Here is a 20,382-nt window from a genome sequence, read left to right as displayed (position 1 = left end):
TTCTCCTATTATGGCTATATTTCAAGCCATAATATCACTCATGTTTTGATTATGAGTGGGAGTTCTTTGTTTGGATTTTGTCTAGTTGGTCAAATACTCTTCCCGATTTTGACGATAAGGCTCATCAACAAGCACAAACATTTGTTCTTGTTTGGCTTCGGCGATCCACTGCTGAACCGATGCCAAAGACAAGATTTTTTGCATGTAAGCTTGGCTTGAAGCAGATACAGGGAATTGGAAACACACAAAACGCATGACTACAGGTGCATAAAATGCGTCGGCAACACTAAACTCACCACATAAGAAGCTATCTTCACTTGGGCGTTCCGACCAAATTTGTTCAATACGAGCCACATCAGCACGAAGTTGATCATGTTCAGCCCAAAGTTTTTGACCGATATGGGCTAAATCAGCTTCAATATTCATTGGACAAAGATTACGTAAGCTTTGAAAACTACTGTGCATTTCTGCGCTAATGCAACGCGCTCGAGCACGTAATTTTTTATCTTGTGGCAATAGATTTTTTTCAGGAGATTGCTCTGCGACGTATTCACAAATCGCCAAACTATCCCAAACCGTAACATCACCATCTACCAGTACAGGTACTTTGCCCGTCGGATTCAGTTTTAATATTTCTGTCTTAAACGGACTATCTAGTTCAAAATCATCAAACTGAATGAGATGCTCTTGAAACGAAACCCCTGCCTGTTTTAATAATATCCAAGGACGCATCGACCAAGTAGAGTAATTTTTATTGCCAATAAATAAAGTATACATGCTTATGATTTTCCTTCAAATAAAGCCAGTTGCTGTAATAAATCTGCCTTTTTAAATGCCCCAGTTAATCGTAACGAACGAATTTCTTGTTGTTGCTGATCTAAAAATAAGTAGGTCGGCGGCCCTAAAATATCCCATTGCTTTAATAAAGCTTGATGAGAAGCATCATACTGACTTAGATCCAGTTTAATTAAATAATACGGCGACAGAGCCTGCTGTACTGCTGCATCTTTTAAAATACGGTGCTCAATTGGCTGACATGCCACACACCAATCTGCATATACATCAATAATAATGCCGCGATCTTTCGGCGCATTGGCTAACACCTGTTGAAATTGCTCAGCGGTCTTTGCCACATGCCATTCAGCCAACTTTTCCGCCTCAACAGAACCAAGGCTCTGAATATGTTGATATTGAGTATAAGCAAGAAATGGAATGGTGAGTATTAACAAGAGAATATACAGCCACTGCAACTTGCCCTTTTGAGCAAATAATCGGTACAGCGCGTAAATAATAAAAGCCAGACCTAAAACGAGGCTAAGCAATTGCATCGCCAGCTCTGGCAATAACGGGCGCAGAAAATAAATGCTCAATGCCAACATTAAAAAGGCAAAAATCACCTTAATCTGATGCATCCACTCGCCTGCTTTCGGTAAGGCTTTAGCACCTAAAACACTCGCAAGCAATAAAGGCAGTCCCATGCCAAAACCAAGCGTGAACAACAATAAAGCACCTTGCCATTGATTTTGATTTTGCGAAATAAACAACAAGATTCCCGCCAATGGTGCAGTCATACATGGCCCAACCAATAACGCCGAAATCATGCCCATGACACTGGCACCAACTAAAGTGCCCCCTTGTTGCATCGACTGCATACGATCCAATTGATTGACCCATTTTTGTGGCAGTTTTAGCTCAAACAAACCAAATAGGTTTAAGGCAAACACGATAAATAATAGGCTAAAAGCAATCAAAGTCGCGGGTTGTTGCAACCACCGTTGAAAATTAAGTCCAGCCGATGCAGCAATCATACCTAACACGGCATAAACCATGGCCATACTGACCACAAAAGTAAAGGCGATCGCCCATGCTTTTACCCCTTTATTGTCACGGACAATCAACGAGGTCAGAATCGGCAACATCGGTAATGAACACGGCGTAAAGGCCAATAATATCCCTAAACCGAGGAATAACAATACACTATAGGCCAGTGAGTGTTGTCCCAAGGTGGTAGACCACTTTTGGTCTTGTGCCATACCAGCTGAGTCAGTCGCAGGGGAGTCGACAGGAGATAAGGCTTCATCTGAAGCGGTATCAAAGGCGGTAGTTTGGGTATTTAAGGCGTTGGCAGAACGAGCCACATCTAAAAAACGTTTTTGTGAATTTGAACCTGTATTTTGCACACTGACCAGACCATCGGCATCGGTCTGAAATTCAATATTTTGGGGTGGGTAACAAATCCGATCTTTGGCACAGCCTTGCCACGTTACTCTATAATGTTGAGATGCTTGAGTTGGGATTTCAAATTCAGCTTGCTGATAATAAACTTGGCTATGTCCATAGTTCTCATCATATTGATCAACCGCTTTAGGCAAATTTAATTGTACGGGTTGATTGCCTTGTTGTACTTCAAATTTGTGTTGATACAAATAATAGTTTGGTTGAATATTCCAATGGAGTCGCGCCTGATTACGCTCAGTCGATTCGACCGAAAAGGCAAATGCATCTTCAGGGCTTAACAGTTGCTCGGATACACTCTCTTGGGCATAGGTCATCGACCCACACAACAACAATAAACTACCAAGGAAGTAACACATCAGTTCGGAACTATAGCCACCCTGAGTACATTTTTTCATGATGATTTCTCTTCGATCAGCCCAATGCTCCCGATGAGATATACAGGAATTCACGGGAGATCATGAGAAGACTTTTTGCTTAAAATAAAACCGATACGCCTAAACCACCATTGTAGCTTCTTGCATCACCATTTAAATCGACACCAACACTGGCATCGAGCTGCATCCGATTATTCACCGCATAGACTAAACCAGTGCCTAAGCCATATTCGTAATCTTGGCTTTCTGCTTTACGGTAAATAAACTCCGAGTATCCAGATAATTTTCCAGCAATTTTATAATCAATGGTAGGTATCGCAGTTACCGCCCAATTACTGTTTTGCGCTTCATAACGCATGGTAATCGAAGTACCGATCAGATCACTAAACTCATACGCTACAGCCGAGGTTAAACTGTAGATATCATCATGGGCAGTAAATTCATCGTTCCCAGTAGCAAGAATTGCTTCTGCTAATAACGCCATGGTTAAACGATCATCGTGTAGATTAATGGCTTTTTTCAAACCAATGCTGACATCACCTAGGCCATTGGTTTCTTTGGTCATGCCCGCACGTTTATGCTGCTGCCACACAGGACCTTGCCAACCAAGTTGTAATTCCAAGCCTTTAGCCAAACCTGTACGCAATAACATATCGCCATTGAGGGTTAAGGTTTTCTCTTTTTCACCATCTACGGTTTGTTTTTGATAGCTGACTGTCGGCAAACCTTGTTCCCATGCCAGCTGCCCAACAGGCGTAATTCCTGTGCCCATGCCAGCGCCAGGACGATCAAAAGAGAAATCAGCAGCAAAAGTCGTGCTCGCCATCATCGATACAGCAATAAAACTCAATGTTTGAAGTTTATTCATCATTATCCCCTTTCTTTTCTTTGACTACGCTTAGGCGGTCAATTCTTTTGACATTTTTGCACCATTGTTACGCAGTAACTCAAGCGTCTCACGCTCTTCAGCTAATGACTCTGACCAATCGATTTCATCAAAGTCACAATCAAAGAACAGTTGGCTGATTGATGATAAAATCGTTAAACCTTCTTCATCACGTGTATTTGGATCAACTTTTTCATCCAATAAGCGTTTTACCACGGGCGCACAAGCTGAACTGGCTGCATCCCAAAGTGGGCCATAAAACTCTTCTGCATCCCACAAATGCAAATTCGCTTTCGCCTGAATGAGTGCATCTAAAATATCTAAATAGACTTTAAGTTGTTGTTGTTTTTCAGTTTCAGCAATGGGTTGATTGGCTTCATAGGCCTCACAAATCTTTTCCCACCATGCAAATAAGCCATCACAAATGACTGAAACAGGTGGACCTTGCTCAGGATCAATAAAATTTGGGTCAAGTCCTTCAGCAAGTAGAGATTGCACTTGGGCTAAATCGAGTTGTTGTATGGCTTGCACCAAGGCCTGTTGCTGTTTGCTTAACATGACCAATTCTCACAATATAATATTTAATGTTTCTATTATGCCGAATATCCCGACAGCTTTTTATAAAACGAACTAAAAATCATGTATAAATTTGATACACGCATAAAAAAAGCCCGATATTGGGCTTTTTTTATGCAGATATGATTATGCTTCTTTTACATCTAAATCATCATCTACATCAATATATTCAGGCAAGCCACCACGATGGTGGTCTTTTTTCTCATACAAATGCTCCAGACTGCGTTTCAACTTATCAATCGCACCATGAATAGAAAAATCAATATTTGCAGCTTTATGCGTTACTGCGACAGGTTTCAAACCTGCTGGGCGAGCTTCGATCATACAGCGTTTATCATGATCTCCCGTTTTTTCCCCATTTTCATCACTGAGATGAACTGAAAAATGTGTAATACGCTCACTATAGCGTTGAAATTCTTGCATTAGTTCTGCACGGACATAACCAATTAAACGTTCACTACCTTGAATGTTTTTATCTGTACGGATTTCAATATTCATAAATATCTTCCTCTCTTTTCGATGAGACGTTTTGACTAAACTTGTTATTTAGACGCATTTTGAGCATGCCGTCATTCAGTGCAGCTGTATATTCTGATTGTGTAAATACCTGTAGTCTCCTTGCTTTGCATCTGTTGCTTTTCAGTATGTGAGAAGATCTTCTATATTTCCAATATCCGTCCATAATTAAAAATATGCAAGCTGATTTTTGACATTTTTTATTTGCGTTGGTGCATCCGTTAAGACGCTTAGCACAGGTTTCCCCTCTAGCAGCAAAAATTTTTGAATAATATCAAGCCAATTGGATGAAAATAAACACCCTCAAATCATGCACAACATCCTATGTTGAAATCGAGTCTGCGCGCGATAAAAACGACTGAGTTGGATCCGCATTTTCCAGTGTTCCAGCCTATACAATTCTTTTGAGCATTTGGTCAAATTTGGCTTTATTTTTGCTTAATTCCTTGTATGCTTTACACGCCTTTTTAGGGGGATCTTTTTAATGCAATTTAAGCAACTTGCGGCGACATGTTTATTGGTATCAACAGCAGCTTTCACTCAGGCAAAGCCTATTTGGCAGGACTTTAGCCTCACGGGTTTATATGGTGAAAACTATGAAGTTGTTGATGAAAAGCAAACAACTTTAACGGTTGAATATGCGGCAAAAGTAAAATATGCCGATGTATTCTTTTTTATGGATCGTATGCGCGGTAGTGACGACCATAAAAGCACCTATTTCGAGCTTTCTCCACGTTTAAGCTTGGGTGAAATTTCAGGTCAAAAACTCGCTTTTGGTCCAGTTAAAGATGTACTGATCTCAACAACTTGGGAAAGTAATAACGATGACTTTTCGAGTTTCGACAACTTTTTATACGGCGTTGGATTTGACCTAAATCTCCCATATTTCCAATATGCGAACATCAACTTCTACCGTGCCAACAATGAAAAAACGGCGGATGACTATCAAATGACGATTGCCTATGCATTGCCATTTAAACTGTCAAACGAAGAGTTTTTAGTGGACGGTTTCCTTGATTGGTCAACGGCTGAAAAAGATCATGCCAGCGAACTCAACTGGACCACACAATATAAATGGAATGTCGGTAAGCACATTTCACCAGACACTCGTTTGTATCTTGGTGTTGAGCACTCAGTTTGGAATAACAAATTCGGTATCAAAGGTAGCGATGAAAACAACGTCAGCGCTTTAGTCAAATATCATTTCTAAGCCTCAGATCCGTTTAAAAAACAGCAAGGCATTCCTTGCTGTTTTTGCTACGATCATTCATATTAGAATTGGTTGATTTTTCTCTTATTTTGAAAAATCACACTTTTCCCATATGATTTGATGACCGATCCCATGTCAGTAAATATCTCACTTGCACCCTATACTTTGGCTTCACAATATCAAATCCGTTTTGCAACGATCGAAGACTTAAAACAAATACTGACCATTTACAATGCTGAAATTTCAACTGGAACAGCCAATTGGAATGATCAAACTGTTTCCCTCACACAATATCAACAACGCTTTCAGGATTTACAGCAACAGCAATTTCCCATGATTGTGGTCGAAGATCTACAACATAAAAAAGTGGTCGGTTATGCTTACTATGCTGCATTTCGGAGCATTACTGGATATCGTCAAACCATTGAACATTCAGTCTTTATTGACCCAAGCTACGCACGTCAAGGTCTAGGCAAAGCCTTAATGCTGCAACTGATTCATCTCGCTACACAACAACAGATGCATATCATGGTTGCAGCAATTGATAGCGGAAATACAGGCTCGATCGTGCTACACCAACAACTCGGTTTTGTGCAAATAGGTTACATGCCGCAAGTCGGACAAAAGTTTGGGCAATGGCGAGATTTAGTCCTGATGCAACTACAGTTAAATACTCAATAAAAATTTAACAATACAGCACTGCTGTCCTGTGATCTTGCTGGTTAGAATGGAAATTATCTGAGTTTATAAAGATAAATAAGATGAAAGCATTACCCTTATATTTCGTTATCACTAGTGTTTTCGCCGCAACCACAAGTTTCGCTGAATCATCCTTTGAACAAGAGTTACAACAAGGCTGTGCCAAAGTAAAACAATATGCACAAGCGGGCAAAAAGTTCTACGATCAGAAGCAATATGCAAAAGCGGTGAAACAATTTAAAGATCAAGCTGCATGGGTACATTTCTGCCAACTAAATGCAGAAGAAAGCGGCATTCGAGTGACTGATCGAGACGTTGAAATCGCCAATAATAATGTTGGATTGAGCTATGCCAAGCTAGGCAAACCGCAATGGGCAAGAGTCTGGTTTTTACGGAATAAAGACACTAAAACCAGTCAATATAATTTAAAACAACTGCCTAAACCACAAATCTCTAAAGACTTACAAGGGAGCTATGTACGAGCCAATGGTTTTGGTCAATGGGATTACATCACCGTCAAAAAGCAACAGAACCGATATCTGATTGACTTTGAAGGCTACTATTTTGGACTACGCGGGCTAATTTATGGTCCAAATCTAGGTTCATTTGAAACCAGCATGCCGATCACCGCAAAACAGGCAAACTATCGTTATGAAGACTGTCAGATCAAACTTCAGTTTTCGAATGATCCGCAGAATGGACAAAAAATCGAGGTGGAGCAAAATAATGGTGCTTCAACCTGTGGCTTTGGACATAATGTTTATGCAGGTGGTACGTTTTATAAGGTTGAAGGTTAACAAACAATCAAAAGTCAGCCTCAAATATGATACTCGGAAATGTCATCTACAACCTGCGTGGTATTTGCAAGAGACTGTCTTTGCAATATCATTTGACGTATTGAAAGAAGCGAACAGGTTTTGTAGATGGCAATGCCTTTGCCTACTTTGGGCGAAACCAAAGTAGGGCGAACCGCAGGTTTATCCTAACATTAGATATAAAACAATAAGATTCCACAATGATCACTGTTTAATCAGGCCGTAGGTGGAAAATCTCTTTCGAGTGTTTTAAATCGCCACCAACTCCCGAATCCCCTTCTCAGGCATATCATCACCACGCCCTTGTGCAACCACCTGCCCCCGTGCCATCACCGTATAATTATCAGCAAGTTCTTCAGCAAAATCATAAAACTGCTCAACCAACACGATTGCCATTTCCCCTTGATCGGCTAATTTACGAATTACCCGACCAATATCTTTAATAATCGAGGGTTGAATCCCTTCAGTTGGTTCATCCAAAATCAAAACCCGAGGTTCAGAGGCCAATGCTCTGGCAATGGCGAGCTGCTGTTGCTGACCACCAGACAAATCCCCACCACGGCGATGTTTCATCTCATCCAACACAGGGAAAATCTCATAGAGATGACTCGGCACTTTACGCGTCTTTGCCCCTGAAAATTTTGCCATACCAATCAAGATATTTTCCTCAACAGTGAGCGTCGAAAAAATATCACGGCCCTGTGGCACATAGGCCAACCCTGCACGTACTCGCTGTTCAGGTGACATCTTGGCAATATCTTTTCCATCTAACAGCATCTGCCCTGATTTGATTGGCAAAATGCCCATTAAACATTTGAGTAAGGTGGTTTTGCCCACGCCATTACGCCCCAACACCACACTACACTCACCTACAGGTGCAGACAACGACACATCACGCAGAATATGACTACCACCATAGAACTGGTTAATTTCTTTCACTTCTAGCATGCGTGTCCCCCTATCGTCCCAAATATTTTTCAATCACGTCTTCATTGGCTTGTACTTCTGCCAATGTTCCCTCAGCCAAGATAGCCCCTTGCGCCAACACGGTGACTTTTTCACTAATGGTATCAATGAAACTCATGTCATGTTCCACCACCACTAAGGTGTGGTTCTTTTTCAACTCTAAACAGAGTTCGGCTGTACGCTCAGTTTCGGCATCGGTCATGCCTGCCACAGGTTCATCCAATAAAATCAGCTTGGGACGTTGCATCAACAACATGCCAATTTCTAACCATTGCTTTTGCCCATGTGACAATAAACCTGCTGGCTTATGGATAAATTCTTTGAGACGGATTTGCTCCAGTGTCTCATCTAAAGCCAATTGCGCCTCTGGATCTAAACGACTAAATAAGCTTTTCTTGACCCGTTTATCACGTGGTGCAGCCAACAGTAAATTTTCCAGCACCGTGAAGTTTTCAAATACCGTCGGTTTTTGGAACTTGCGACCAATGCCTGCTTCAGCAATCTGCTCGGTACTCATTTTGGCTAAATCATAGTTTTGCCCAAAAAATGCCGTTCCTGTAGTCGGTCGGGTTTTCCCCGTAATCACATCCATTAAGGTGGTTTTTCCTGCGCCATTTGGTCCAATGATGCAACGCAATTCACCCTCGGCGATATACAGTGATAAATCATTCAAGGCGCGGAAAGAATCAAACCAAACACTGACATTTTCTAAGTACAGTGCGATACCGTGACTAAAATCTGCATCCAGTGTTTTGATTCGCCCATAACCTTCGCCAAGCTGACCGCCATGTTGTGCTGAATTGGTGCTGACTTCATTCATTTAGTTGCGCTCCTTTTTAAAGCGGTCAAATAAACCGATGACACCTTTCGGAAGGAATATCGTCACCACGATAAATAATGCGCCTAAAATCAATAACCATGCTTCTGGTGCTGCGACGGTAAAATAAGTTTTGACCGCATTAATCAGACCTGCGCCCAAGATTGGACCAATCAACGTACCGCGCCCACCTGCTGCGACCCACACCGCCATTTCAATCGAATTGACAGGATTCATTTCACTTGGGTTAATGATGCCAACTTGCGGCACATAAAGTGCGCCTGCGATGCCTGCAATCACCGCGGACAATACCCACGCTGAAAGCTTGTACCACAACGTGCGATAACCTAAATATTGCAAACGGTTTTCACTGTCACGAATCGCACCTAGGACTCGGCCATAAGGGCGGTTCATCAATTGACGTAACCCGATAAAACACAACATTAAGACCAATGCAGTGGTAAAGCACAGTGTGGCGCGCATCGGTGCAGAGGTAATGTCAAAACCCAATAAGGTTTTAAAGCCTGTAAAACCGTTATTGCCACCGAAACCTGTTTCGTTACGGAAGAACAATAACGCTGCGGCAAACACCATCGCCTGAGTGATAATCGAGAAATACACCCCTTTGATTTTGGAACGAAAGGCAAAGAAACCAAAAATAAAGGCTACGATTCCTGGAACTAACACCACCAAAGCGATTGCCCACACAAAATAATCTGTTCCTGCCCAATACCACGGCAATTCAGTCCAACTGAGAAAGCGCATAAAATCAGGCAACCCATCCCCTGCGGATTGGCGCATCAGATACATACCAAAGGCATATCCGCCCAAGGCAAAGTACAAACCATGCCCCAAGCTGAGAATCCCTGCATAGCCCCACACCAAATCCAGTGCCAAAGCCACCAAAGCCAAGCACATGATCTTGCCAATCAAAGTAATCCAATATGCCGACAAGTAAAATGCCGAATCAGGCGGTAACAGATGCAACCAAGGGAGTATCAATAAAATCCCGAAACAAAAGCCAATGGCGACTGCGCTATAGGGTTTATCTGCAAATAAAGAAGTGATTTTCATTGGCTTACTCCACAAAACGGCCTTTGATGGCAAACAAACCTTGTGGACGTTTTTGGATAAACAAAATCACAAGTACCAGTAGAATAATTTTTGCCAATACAGCACCCATGCCGATTTCCAACATCGTGCCGCTAATGCCTAGACCGAGTGCTGCCAATACTGCGCCCCACACTTGTCCAACGCCACCGACAACCACCACAAGGAAGGCATCAATAATGTAGTTTTGTCCAAGATCAGGCCCAACATTGCCGACTTGTGCCAACGCACAGCCTGCCAGCCCCGCTAGACCAGAACCCAGTCCAAATGCCATCATGTCAATCCGCGCTGAGCGAATGCCGACTGCACGTGCCATCTGACGGTTTTGCGTGACCGCACGAACGAACAGACCAAAACGCGTTTTATTGAGTAGGAAAATCAACAGAAATAACACTGCAACGGTAAACACAATAATCGCGATACGGTTATACGGCAGCATCAAGCTTGGCGTCAGTGCAATACCGCCACTGAGCCATGACACATTAGAGACTTCGACATTTTGCGCACCAAAAAACATGCGAACCAATTGCATCAGAATCAAACTGACACCAAAAGTTGCCAGCAGCGTTTCAAGTTGGCGACCATATAAGGGACGAATCACCGTGCGTTCAATCAACATGCCGATCAAAGCACTCACTAAAAATGCCGCGGGAATCGCAGCCAGTAAATACCAATCGACTAAACCGACAAAATGGGTTTTGAAAAAGCTTTGCACCACATAGGTGGTATAAGCACCGATCATGATCAGTTCGCCATGTGCCATATTGATCACGCCAAGCAATCCATAGGTAATCGCAAGACCGAGCGCAGCCAACAATAAAATACTCGCGGTGCTCAATCCTGAAAAAACATGTCCAGACCATTCACTGGCTTGTATTCTGGTTTTAATCTTGCTCTTGGCATCAACCAGCGCGGTATGTAGTTCTTGATTGTGAATAGGTTGCGCTAGACTTTGTTCCATCAATGCCAATACATCAGGACGATTCGACTCAGCTAAGACATTGACCGCAGCAATTTTTCCAAATACGTCGGTATCATTGAATTCTAATCTTGCTTTGAGCTGCGCCAGTCGGGCTTTGACTTTATTATTTTGTTCAGTTAAATACAGTCGTTTAACCATCGCCAAATCGATTTCAGCTAAGTTATTTTCTAAAATATCCACCGCAGCCAAACGTTGTGATGCATCTTCAGAATCAAGCTTGACTTTGGCTTGCCCAAAATTGAGCGCCTTGCGTAAAGTATTGACCAAAGTAACTTGGGACAAATCGGCAGGCCAATCTTCCAATACCTGTTTGGCAGGGTAACTCAATAAGACCTCATCATTTTGTAAGATGTAAGTCTGTCCTGCACTATCGGTATACAACTCATTTTGGTCAATATACGCAACTAACTGATCAAGCTGTTCAATACTGGCTGGCCATTGATTCAGCATGGCACGGCGCGTGGCGAAATCTGCCTTCACAAAACTTTGAATCGCATCTTGAGTAGTTGTAGGCGTTACGATAGGAGATGTGGACGCCGAAGTACTTTGCTCTGCCCAAGCAAGACCACAAAAAAACTGTGCCATAACGCAGAGCAGTGCTAACACATAGTGTTTCGCCATATGACTCCCCTTTATTGAATCTATATTTGAATGGTTAAATCAAAAAAATGAAAAGAACCTGCTGCATCAACAACAGGTTCTAAAAAGCTTTATTTCGGGATGTATGGACTCCAAGGCTCTGCTGGAATGGTTTCAGGCGTTTTATAAACCACATCAAACTGACCATCGGCACGGATTTGTCCAATCATCACAGGCTTGTGTAAATGGTGATTGCTAGCATCCATTTTTAAGGTATAACCCGATGGCGCGGCGAAGGTTTGACCTGCCATTGCCTCACGTACCTTATCTACATCTGTCGTGCCTGCTTTCTCAACCGCTTGTTTCCACATATTGATGCCGACATAGGTCGCTTCCATTGGGTCATTGGTGACCACTTTATCGGCATTTGGCAATTTGTATTCCACCGCGAATTGTTTGAATTTATTCACGAATTCAGTATTTTTCGGATTTTTAATCGACATGAAATAGTTCCATGCCGCCAAATGCCCCACCAATGGTTTAGTATCGATCCCGCGCAATTCTTCCTCACCGACAGAGAATGCCATCACAGGAAGCTCTGAGGCTTTAATCCCTTGGTTGCCTAACTCACGATAGAAAGGCACGTTTGAGTCACCATTGATGGTGGAGATCACCGCGGTTTTCTTACCGGCTGAGAATTTTTTAATATTGGAAACAATGGTTTGATAATTACTATGACCAAATGGAGTGTACTCTTCCATAGTGTCGGCATCAGCAATGCCTTTCGACTTCAAGAACGCGCGTAAAATCTTATTGGTGGTACGTGGATAGACATAATCCGTACCGAGTAAGACAAAGCGTTCGGCCTTACCGCCCTCATCACTCATTAAATATTCCACCGCAGGAATCGCTTGCTGGTTCGGGGCTGCCCCAGTGTAGAAAATATTTTTAGATTGCTCCTGACCTTCATATTGCACAGGGTAGAACATTAAACCATTCAATTCTTCCACCACAGGGAGAACAGATTTACGTGATACCGAGGTCCAGCTTCCAAAAATCACCGCGACCTTGTCTTGAGTAATCAATTGACGAGCACGCTCAGCAAACAACGGCCAATCTGATGCAGGATCGACCACCACAGGCTCTAATTTTTTACCGAGTACGCCGCCATTGGCATTGATTTCATTAATGGTCATCAATGCCGTATCTTTCAGTGAAGTTTCAGAAATCGCCATCGTGCCCGAAAGGGAATGTAAAATTCCGACTTTAATGGTTTCACCATCGGCTGGTGCAGCTTTGGTTTCTGTTTTTGTTTGTTCAGATGTTTCAGCAGGCTTAGAACAACCCACTAGCCCCATACCCATCATGGCAGCCATAAGCATAGAAATCGGCATTAATTTTTGTTGCATCTTTTTTCTCCACATTTTGTGTGTTGTGATGTTGACTAAGTGGAGTTATTCAATTTTTATGCCAACAAGTTAATTTATTGTTTTATATAAATATTAATTAAAAGTGCAAGAGAAAAATCCAATCTTGTATACAACATTGCATACAAAAAATACATCGTGATCTAAAATGATGCATTTTTGTTCTCAATAAAAAAGCCAAGCATGATGCTTGGCTTCTACGAATCTCTGCTTACTCAGTTTTAGCTCAAATCAAACCACAATATCCGCTAGATTTCCCTTTTGCTCTAACCAATGCTTACGATCCGCTGAACGTTTTTTGGCAAGTAATTTATCCAACAAACTTGCAGTGAAATGGGCATCATCCAAATCTAACTGTACTAAACGACGCGTATTGGGATCCATCGTGGTTTCACGAAGCTGGCTTGCGTTCATCTCACCCAGTCCTTTAAATCGGGTAATTTGTGGGTTTTTATTGCCCTTCACTTTCTTTAAGATCGCTTCAAGTTCCTCATCATCAAGGGCGTAATGCACATCTTTGCCCACATCAATACGATATAGAGGTGGCATCGCAACAAACAAATGACCTGCTTCGACCATAGTTGGAAAGTGTTTGACAAATAGAGCGCACAATAAGGTCGCAATATGCAAACCATCCGAGTCGGCATCGGCAAGAATACAGACTTTGCCATAGCGGAGTTCCGATAGATCATCACTGCCCGGATCAACCCCTATTGCAATGGCAATATCATGCACTTCTTGCGAGGCTAATACCTCATCCGAAGACACTTCCCACGTATTTAAGATCTTTCCACGAATCGGCATAATCGCTTGAAAGTTTTTATCCCGAGCTTGCTTGGCACTTCCACCTGCGGAATCCCCTTCGACAATAAAGAGTTCACTGTCTTCACGGGTCAACCCGACACAATCGGCTAATTTTCCGGGTAATGCAGGACCCGCAACAATCTTCTTACGCTCAACCTTTTTCGCAGCTTTTAAACGACGGCCAGCTTTTGCAATCGCCATTTCCGCCAGTTGCGTGGCAATCTCAGCATGTTGATTGAGCCATAAAGCAAATGCATCTTTCACAATATTCAACACAATATTGGATGCTTCACGACTAGATAAACGTTCTTTGGTCTGTCCTGAAAACTGAGGCTCTTGGAATTTCAACGATAAAATGAAATTCACCCCATCCCACACATCTTCAGCAGAGAGTTTCACGTTGCGCGGCAGTAAATTACGTAACTCACAAAACTCACGTAACGCTTCGGTCACACCCGAACGCAAACCATTAACATGTGTTCCGCCTTGCGCAGTTGGAATCAGGTTGACATAGCTTTCCTGAATTTGCTCGCCACCCTCTACATTCCAGCAAATCGCAAGCTCGCATGCTGCGCGGTCTGCTTTTCCACTACTGACAAATGCTGGATCAGGTAAAATCTCACGATCTTGCAACTCATCCATCAAATAGTCGACTAAACCATTTTCAAACTGCCATTCGATCCGTTCGTTATTAATCTTATCGTCGTAAATGATTTTTAAGCCTGCGGCTAGAACTGCTTTGGCTTTTAAATTATGTTTTAAGGCTTTTAATGCAAACTTCGGACTATCAAAATATTTTGCCTCGGGCCAGAAACGCACGGTTGTTCCTGTGGCACGCTTTGCCACCTTGCCCTCTAATACTGATAACGGTGCAACAGGTTCACCCTGCTCAAACGCCATTTGATATAAATTTCCGTGGCGTTGTACTGCAACTTCAACCCGTGTAGACAACGCATTGACTACCGAAATCCCAACCCCATGTAAACCACCAGAAAACTGATAGTTATCGGTACTAAACTTACCGCCAGCATGCAACTTGGTTAAAATAATTTCGATACCACTTTGCCCATATTCAGGATGAATATCGACTGGCATACCTCGTCCATTATCCTCGACAGACAACGATCCATCTTCATAAACCGTGACATAGACTTGGTTGGCATGTCCTGCAAGCGCTTCATCGACAGCATTATCAATCACCTCTTGAGCCAAATGGTTCGGTCGTGTGGTGTCGGTATACATGCCTGGACGACGACGCACAGGATCTAAACCAGAAAGAACTTCAAGAGATTGTGCTGTATATTGTGTCACTTGGTCTGACTTCCTTATTGAATCGCTGCCGATAGAAATTCGAGTACTAACGCTAATCTTTCTTCAAAATCATCCATTGCATGACTGCCACCAGTGTCAGTGATAATCAAAGAGGACGGTTGTGCTGCACTATAATAACGTTGTGCCTGATGATAATCCAAGACTTCATCGCCTTGTTGCAATAGCACTAAAATTTTATCGGCATTTTTTAGCTCTACTTCAGCAATCGACTGTAATTGTTGCAAGTGTTCGGCATTGAGTGTCCATGACTCGGTGATTTTGAGTGGGATTTGATCAATCCCGAATAGCGTTTGAAATAGCTGCCATGGTTGCATAGCTGGATTGATCAATACAGCAGGACAGGCATACTTGGCGACAAAATACGTCGCGTAAAAGCCACCTAAACTACTACCAACCAAAACCACTTGTTCTCTCGGGTGAGTTTCGATGAGTTGTGAAACTTGCTCAAGCACGCGCTCGGGCGATTGGTTCAAATCTGGCAAATGCACTTGAATTGAATCATACTTTGCACAGTATTGTCTCAATTGTTGCCCCTTTTTTGACATCGGGCCACTACGAAAACCATGTAAATAGATAATTTGCATATGCACCAAAATAGACACCAGCTTGACATATAGTGAAATAAATCACATTATTAATCATAATTGATAATCAAATAACAATATAATTTACATATAACCCTGAAATTGTCCGACACAAAAACCGATACTATGCACCGTTCATCAGTATTCTAAAAAAATTACGGATGAAACAGCAAAATATATAAGCGTTTGTTGTAGTTTATCTAAACAGTGTTAGGTTCATAAATTCAACCCTTCGGTATATATCAAGGATGAGGAAATCAATATGCCAAGTTTAACACCTCTGCATGAAACCTACTGTAAGTGGGATAGTACCCCTCCCAGTCAGGCAGATGCTTTGGAAGGTTTGGCACAGCTCGTCAGTACCAGCTTAAGTGGCGTACACGAATTGATGCAATTGGTACAAACTGAAGTGCTACGGACAGCGCTCGGTTTAAGTGCACAAAAAGCCAAAAAATTACAAAAACACCCGCAATTGCAGAAATTCTATCAATTTTCTTATGTTGCCATCCAAAAATATGGTAGCAACTTCCTTGCACCAAATTTACGCAGAGTCATTGAGAAGTTTCCAGCACTACACAATAAACCGCTTAGCCCAACTTTACATTTTGCGGTGGGTGCGCTGAATGGAATCTTTGGTGATTTTTTCTTGAAGCAACATAACCCGATGGCTTTGCCGATGGTGCTTTATGATCACTATGGATCATTGCAACAAGGTGAGCTGACTGGTCGTGTGGTGATTTTAACGCATGGTTTATGTATGAACCATTTGACGTGGTCGAATAATCGTTATGGCGGTATTGGTGAGCGTTTACTGGCTCAACGCGATAACAACACGATGTTGTATCTCAACTACAATACTGGGCGACGCATTTCAGCAAATGGTCGTAGTTTTGCCAATGTGCTTGAAGACTTAGTGCAGCGTAACCCACGCATTACCAGTATTGATTTGATTGGACATAGCATGGGGGGATTGGTTTCTCGTAGTGCATTGTTCTATGGCAAACAAGACCTCTGCCAATGGGTACATATCGTTGAGAACTTGGTCTGTATCGGTTCGCCACATCACGGCGCGGCATTGGAACGTTTTGGTTTTATTTTACAAGACAAGATTGGTGCATTCCCCTTTATTAACCTCATTGGTCAATTGGTCAATATTCGCAGCAATGGTATTTTAGATCTTCGCCATGGTAGCGTCCGTGATGATGACTGGGAACATAATGATGCACGTATTGGTTTTGCAGATGACAATCGTAAACCAGCACCTTTACCCTCACATATTAATACCTTCTTAATCGCAGGGACTTTAGAGTTTGAGAAATTACGAACCAAAGCACTTACTGTGATCGGTGATTATTTGGTCAGTGTGAAGAGTGCGTTAGGTGAACACCCAAATCCTCGTTTTCAGCTTAAATTACCTGATACACATAAAGCTGTGTTCTATGGTTTGAATCATTTTGAGATTCAATACCATTCAAGTGTAGCTGAACAAATTACGCGTTGGCTCTATCCTGATGTGAGTGATAAAGTTGAACAAGGGGTTCAAACGCATCTGATTAATGTACCAAATAACTATACCTTTGATGATTTAGAAGGGATTGTTGAGACCTAAAGTAAAAAGCTTGGCTGTAGTAGCCAAGCTTTTTGAATAATTCGGGATATTTGACGCCAAATTTCTTCTGCTTTATTGTATTTTTCTTATAAAACAGTTTGTTTTTAAACAGTAACTCTATGGTGCATTAGAGTTGCGTATATCCAGCATTTCATTACAGTCTTTAGAATTAGAATAAACGAAAATCCGCTGGTCTTGATTTTCCACTAAAATAGCATCTTTATCAGCACCAAAGGCATTTTTAGAAACATCGCATTTATAAGATGGCAGCTTAAAATTCTTTATGGCTTCACATTTTGGTTCAGCAGAAGCTTCATTAAAACCATACCATTCCGTAATATTTTTATTGAAACAGGAGATTTGAGCTGTTTGATTAGTTTTCTCCATTGTAACTATTTTATCTGTATTCACTTTTGTCTCATCTGCTACTAAATCTACACTTACAACACTGGCTGGTTGTTCATATACTTCTGTATGTATTACTTTTGGTTCATTATTTGAACCATCTTGTATTTTATCCTGACTTTTATCACTACATGCAATTAAAGTGCTTATAAAAATTAAAATATAAATATTTTTCATGAAAAAATGCTCATAATGATGCGCTATCTAAAAATGGAGTAGGATCAATTAAATCCGAACGCCGTTTATAAACACTTGTACCGTTTAAAGTGCCTTTATTATTTGGATCTGAGTACATTTCCAAATGCAACATCATACTTGGAATGCCCTTAGTTGTTAAGCTACCTACATGAGCTATTACTTGGCCTTTTAAGACCTTATCTCCAACCTTTACTAAAGCTTTACCCTTTCTAATTTCGCCATAACGAATAATATGTTTTTGATGAACAATCTCAATAGCATCAGTATTGTCATAAAAGTAATAAATACTTCTCACCACGCCATCCGCCATTGCTCTAATTTCTGTTCCTGCTGGTGCATAAAGATCACATCCTGCATGTTTTCGTTTTCCACCACTACGATTAGAGCCAAATTGAGCAAATCCTTTTTTATATGAATTTGTGCGTATTTTTAGTGGGAATAAATATAATCCATCGTTTTTGGGTTTATCAAGCTTCAACTCAATCACAGGCATAGGGTATTTAAGAGTAAAGTTGTGTAACAGCTGGTTTTTACCACTTGAATCTAAAATTTTAATTGTTTGACCAATTTGTCCTTTATGTAATTTTTTTCCTAAACCATGTATTCCACTAACGTGAATACGTTTATTTCCTTTGTATTCTATAAAATAGCTTCCACCATTAAATAACTGATTAGTTTCTTTATCATAAGTTAGAACTACAAACTCAACATCACCGTGATCATTAACAATAGTTTTCGGATGTCCATCTGTACTGGTTGCAGTGATTTTATCTCTTTTGGATGTCTGATCTTGGATTTTAACTTCTTGTTTAGATTCAGGTATTGCTGTACTAGTAGATTGATTCTGTTGTTTTGATGCATCAACACTCTTTTTTAAACTTTCTGCTGCTTTCTCTATTGCGTTAGAATCCACATCGATAATTCTTAAATCTTTATTTTTATCAACATTCAGTGTCAATAAATTTCGACCATTTCTTAGTTTGTAATTTAATTCAAAACCAGGCATAGCTTTGACTAATATTCTACCCTCATCATTCGTCTTTTTTTCATAAGTTCTTCCACGATAAGTTTGAATTAAGTTTAAATTACTTATTGGTTTTCGAGAGTTCTGGTGACGAAACATTATTTCAAAGCAATGTAATTCAAATTTTACGGTCTGTTCTAAAACACCACTAGATGCTGTAAATAATTTGATGACTTGTCGTGTATCTTTACCACTAATCTCTACCGTAAGTATTTCTCCACTTTCTGCAATAATATTTCTTTCAATACCATCAGAACCAACAACATGTTTTTTATCATTACCCTTATATCTCAAAAAATATGCCATATTAGGAATAGGCCTGTTATCACTGTCTACTATTTTTATATTAAAGATAATATCTCTCTTTTCTGAACTGCTATTTGGATTATCCTTTTGACCTTCGTTAGGAGAGTTTTCTAAAGGCTTTTGTTGTGGCGCAGTAGGTTCTTGATTATGGACATCTGTTCTTGATTTAATTCCACCTTTTCCATTATTTACGACAATTACTGCAGAATGATTCTTACCATCTGCAATAAGCATAAGTTCTTTGCCTTTATCGTCCTTAACAGATATCTCATCAACTGTAAATCTTGCTCCCCAACCATCAGCTACTAAAACTGACCTAATTTCACCATCATTATTGGTTATTAGATTGCTTAGTGAAGGAACATTCTTTGTATTCCTATAACTTATATTTACCACAGCACCACTCAATGCTTTGGCTGATGTATCAATAAACTTAAAGTAGAATCTTGATGCACCTTTATATCTATACCATCTCATATCATCATTTTCTGTACCCTTTATTTTAACCTCTTCTGTAAGGGGACTCTTAGCAAAATCAGGTACTAATGATTTATACTTGTTAGGATTTCTTCTATGTAAAGCAGCCTGAGCTTGTGGACTAAAATATAAAACCACACCATTTGTAAAGTCGTCTTCTACTCTTTCATAGATTGGATAAACAGCATCAATAATATCTTGTGTATTCTTAGATAGAATACCTTTATTCATTTCTGAAACAGCTTTCAAAAATGGCGCATTTTGATCTGTTATTGCATCAAAATTCTTCTTTAAAATATCGCTTACATTTCTAGCATTTACCCATTCAGCAAAACCAACCCTATTTACTATACAATGAGCGACTACTTTCCATGTTGTTGGACTACAACCTCCTGCTTCACCTGCAACAGTCCCCACAAAATTTTTAAATTCTTCTGAATAAAGCATT

General features: G+C 40.9%; 18 protein-coding genes. 4 read left to right on the top strand and 14 right to left on the bottom strand.

Going from position 1 to position 20,382, the window contains the following annotated elements; all coding sequences use genetic code 11:
* Window positions 1–81: 81 nt before the first annotated feature.
* From MMO38_RS10625 to MMO38_RS10605, 5 genes are all read right to left on the bottom strand, one after another.
* A complete protein-coding gene (locus tag MMO38_RS10625; RefSeq protein WP_241323518.1) occupies window positions 82–777 on the bottom strand; it encodes a glutathione S-transferase family protein in 696 nt (231 codons plus the stop codon).
* Window positions 778–779: 2 nt separating this feature from the next.
* Entirely contained in the window at window positions 780–2,633 is a 1,854-nt protein-coding gene (gene dsbD, locus MMO38_RS10620) for a protein-disulfide reductase DsbD (RefSeq protein ID WP_241323517.1), read from the bottom strand.
* Between the two features lie 79 nt (window positions 2,634–2,712).
* Window positions 2,713–3,480 (bottom strand): transporter, encoded by a 768-nt coding sequence (locus MMO38_RS10615; RefSeq protein ID WP_241323516.1) that lies wholly within the window; start codon window positions 3,478–3,480, stop codon window positions 2,713–2,715.
* 30 nt (window positions 3,481–3,510) lie between these two features.
* Window positions 3,511–4,056, bottom strand: a complete 546-nt coding sequence (locus tag MMO38_RS10610) for an ankyrin repeat domain-containing protein (RefSeq protein ID WP_004673494.1) — start codon at window positions 4,054–4,056, stop codon at window positions 3,511–3,513.
* Between the two features lie 144 nt (window positions 4,057–4,200).
* On the bottom strand, window positions 4,201–4,572 hold the full coding sequence (locus MMO38_RS10605) for an HPF/RaiA family ribosome-associated protein (protein WP_004673497.1): 372 nt from the start codon (window positions 4,570–4,572) through the stop codon (window positions 4,201–4,203).
* Between the two features lie 502 nt (window positions 4,573–5,074).
* Between MMO38_RS10605 and MMO38_RS10600 the strand changes: the two genes are divergently transcribed.
* The 3 genes from MMO38_RS10600 to MMO38_RS10590 all read left to right on the top strand — a co-directional run bounded on the left by MMO38_RS10600 (window position 5,075) and on the right by MMO38_RS10590 (window position 7,296).
* The gene (locus tag MMO38_RS10600; RefSeq protein WP_241323515.1) at window positions 5,075–5,800 is read left to right on the top strand and encodes an outer membrane protein OmpK; all 726 of its coding nucleotides are present in this window, start codon (window positions 5,075–5,077) and stop codon (window positions 5,798–5,800) included.
* Window positions 5,801–5,932: 132 nt separating this feature from the next.
* A complete protein-coding gene (locus tag MMO38_RS10595) occupies window positions 5,933–6,481 on the top strand; it encodes a GNAT family N-acetyltransferase (protein WP_241323514.1) in 549 nt (182 codons plus the stop codon).
* Between the two features lie 80 nt (window positions 6,482–6,561).
* Window positions 6,562–7,296, top strand: a complete 735-nt coding sequence (locus tag MMO38_RS10590; RefSeq protein ID WP_241323513.1) for a hypothetical protein — start codon at window positions 6,562–6,564, stop codon at window positions 7,294–7,296.
* Between the two features lie 267 nt (window positions 7,297–7,563).
* Here the strand turns inward: MMO38_RS10590 and urtE are convergent, their stop codons facing one another.
* The 7 genes from urtE to MMO38_RS10555 form a co-directional block, all read right to left on the bottom strand.
* Window positions 7,564–8,262 carry an urea ABC transporter ATP-binding subunit UrtE gene (urtE, locus tag MMO38_RS10585; RefSeq protein WP_241323512.1) on the bottom strand — a complete coding sequence of 233 codons (699 nt, stop codon included), beginning with the start codon at window positions 8,260–8,262 and terminating at the stop codon, window positions 7,564–7,566.
* A gap of 10 nt (window positions 8,263–8,272) precedes the next feature.
* A complete protein-coding gene (gene urtD / locus MMO38_RS10580) occupies window positions 8,273–9,100 on the bottom strand; it encodes an urea ABC transporter ATP-binding protein UrtD (RefSeq protein ID WP_241323511.1) in 828 nt (275 codons plus the stop codon).
* Complete coding sequence (gene urtC / locus MMO38_RS10575) at window positions 9,101–10,171, bottom strand: urea ABC transporter permease subunit UrtC (RefSeq protein ID WP_241323510.1); 1,071 nt, start codon at window positions 10,169–10,171, stop codon at window positions 9,101–9,103. It lies immediately after the preceding gene.
* 4 nt (window positions 10,172–10,175) lie between these two features.
* Window positions 10,176–11,810 (bottom strand): urea ABC transporter permease subunit UrtB, encoded by a 1,635-nt coding sequence (gene urtB, locus MMO38_RS10570; RefSeq protein ID WP_241323509.1) that lies wholly within the window; start codon window positions 11,808–11,810, stop codon window positions 10,176–10,178.
* An 89-nt stretch (window positions 11,811–11,899) separates the two neighbouring features.
* The gene (gene urtA / locus MMO38_RS10565; protein WP_241323508.1) at window positions 11,900–13,177 is read right to left on the bottom strand and encodes an urea ABC transporter substrate-binding protein; all 1,278 of its coding nucleotides are present in this window, start codon (window positions 13,175–13,177) and stop codon (window positions 11,900–11,902) included.
* Window positions 13,178–13,426: 249 nt separating this feature from the next.
* Window positions 13,427–15,310, bottom strand: a complete 1,884-nt coding sequence (gene parE, locus MMO38_RS10560) for a DNA topoisomerase IV subunit B (RefSeq protein WP_241323507.1) — start codon at window positions 15,308–15,310, stop codon at window positions 13,427–13,429.
* 14 nt (window positions 15,311–15,324) lie between these two features.
* Window positions 15,325–15,915, bottom strand: coding sequence for a YqiA/YcfP family alpha/beta fold hydrolase (locus tag MMO38_RS10555; RefSeq protein WP_241323506.1), 591 nt, complete (start codon window positions 15,913–15,915; stop codon window positions 15,325–15,327).
* A 262-nt stretch (window positions 15,916–16,177) separates the two neighbouring features.
* Between MMO38_RS10555 and MMO38_RS10550 the strand changes: the two genes are divergently transcribed.
* Window positions 16,178–17,524 (top strand): hypothetical protein, encoded by a 1,347-nt coding sequence (locus MMO38_RS10550; protein WP_004673516.1) that lies wholly within the window; start codon window positions 16,178–16,180, stop codon window positions 17,522–17,524.
* Window positions 17,525–17,641: 117 nt separating this feature from the next.
* On the opposite strand, the gene MMO38_RS10545 is transcribed toward MMO38_RS10550, so the two are convergent.
* Together MMO38_RS10545 and MMO38_RS10540 are read right to left on the bottom strand one after the other, a co-directional pair.
* A complete protein-coding gene (locus tag MMO38_RS10545) occupies window positions 17,642–18,106 on the bottom strand; it encodes a hypothetical protein (protein WP_241323505.1) in 465 nt (154 codons plus the stop codon).
* Window positions 18,107–18,116: 10 nt separating this feature from the next.
* The gene (locus MMO38_RS10540; protein WP_241323504.1) at window positions 18,117–20,381 is read right to left on the bottom strand and encodes a M23 family metallopeptidase; all 2,265 of its coding nucleotides are present in this window, start codon (window positions 20,379–20,381) and stop codon (window positions 18,117–18,119) included.
* Window position 20,382 lies beyond the last annotated feature (1 nt).

This window comes from Acinetobacter sp. NIPH 1852, assembly GCF_022549455.1.
Classification (GTDB): domain Bacteria; phylum Pseudomonadota; class Gammaproteobacteria; order Pseudomonadales; family Moraxellaceae; genus Acinetobacter.
Note: the sequence above shows the minus strand (reverse complement) of the source record. Positions and strands in the feature narration are given on the sequence as shown.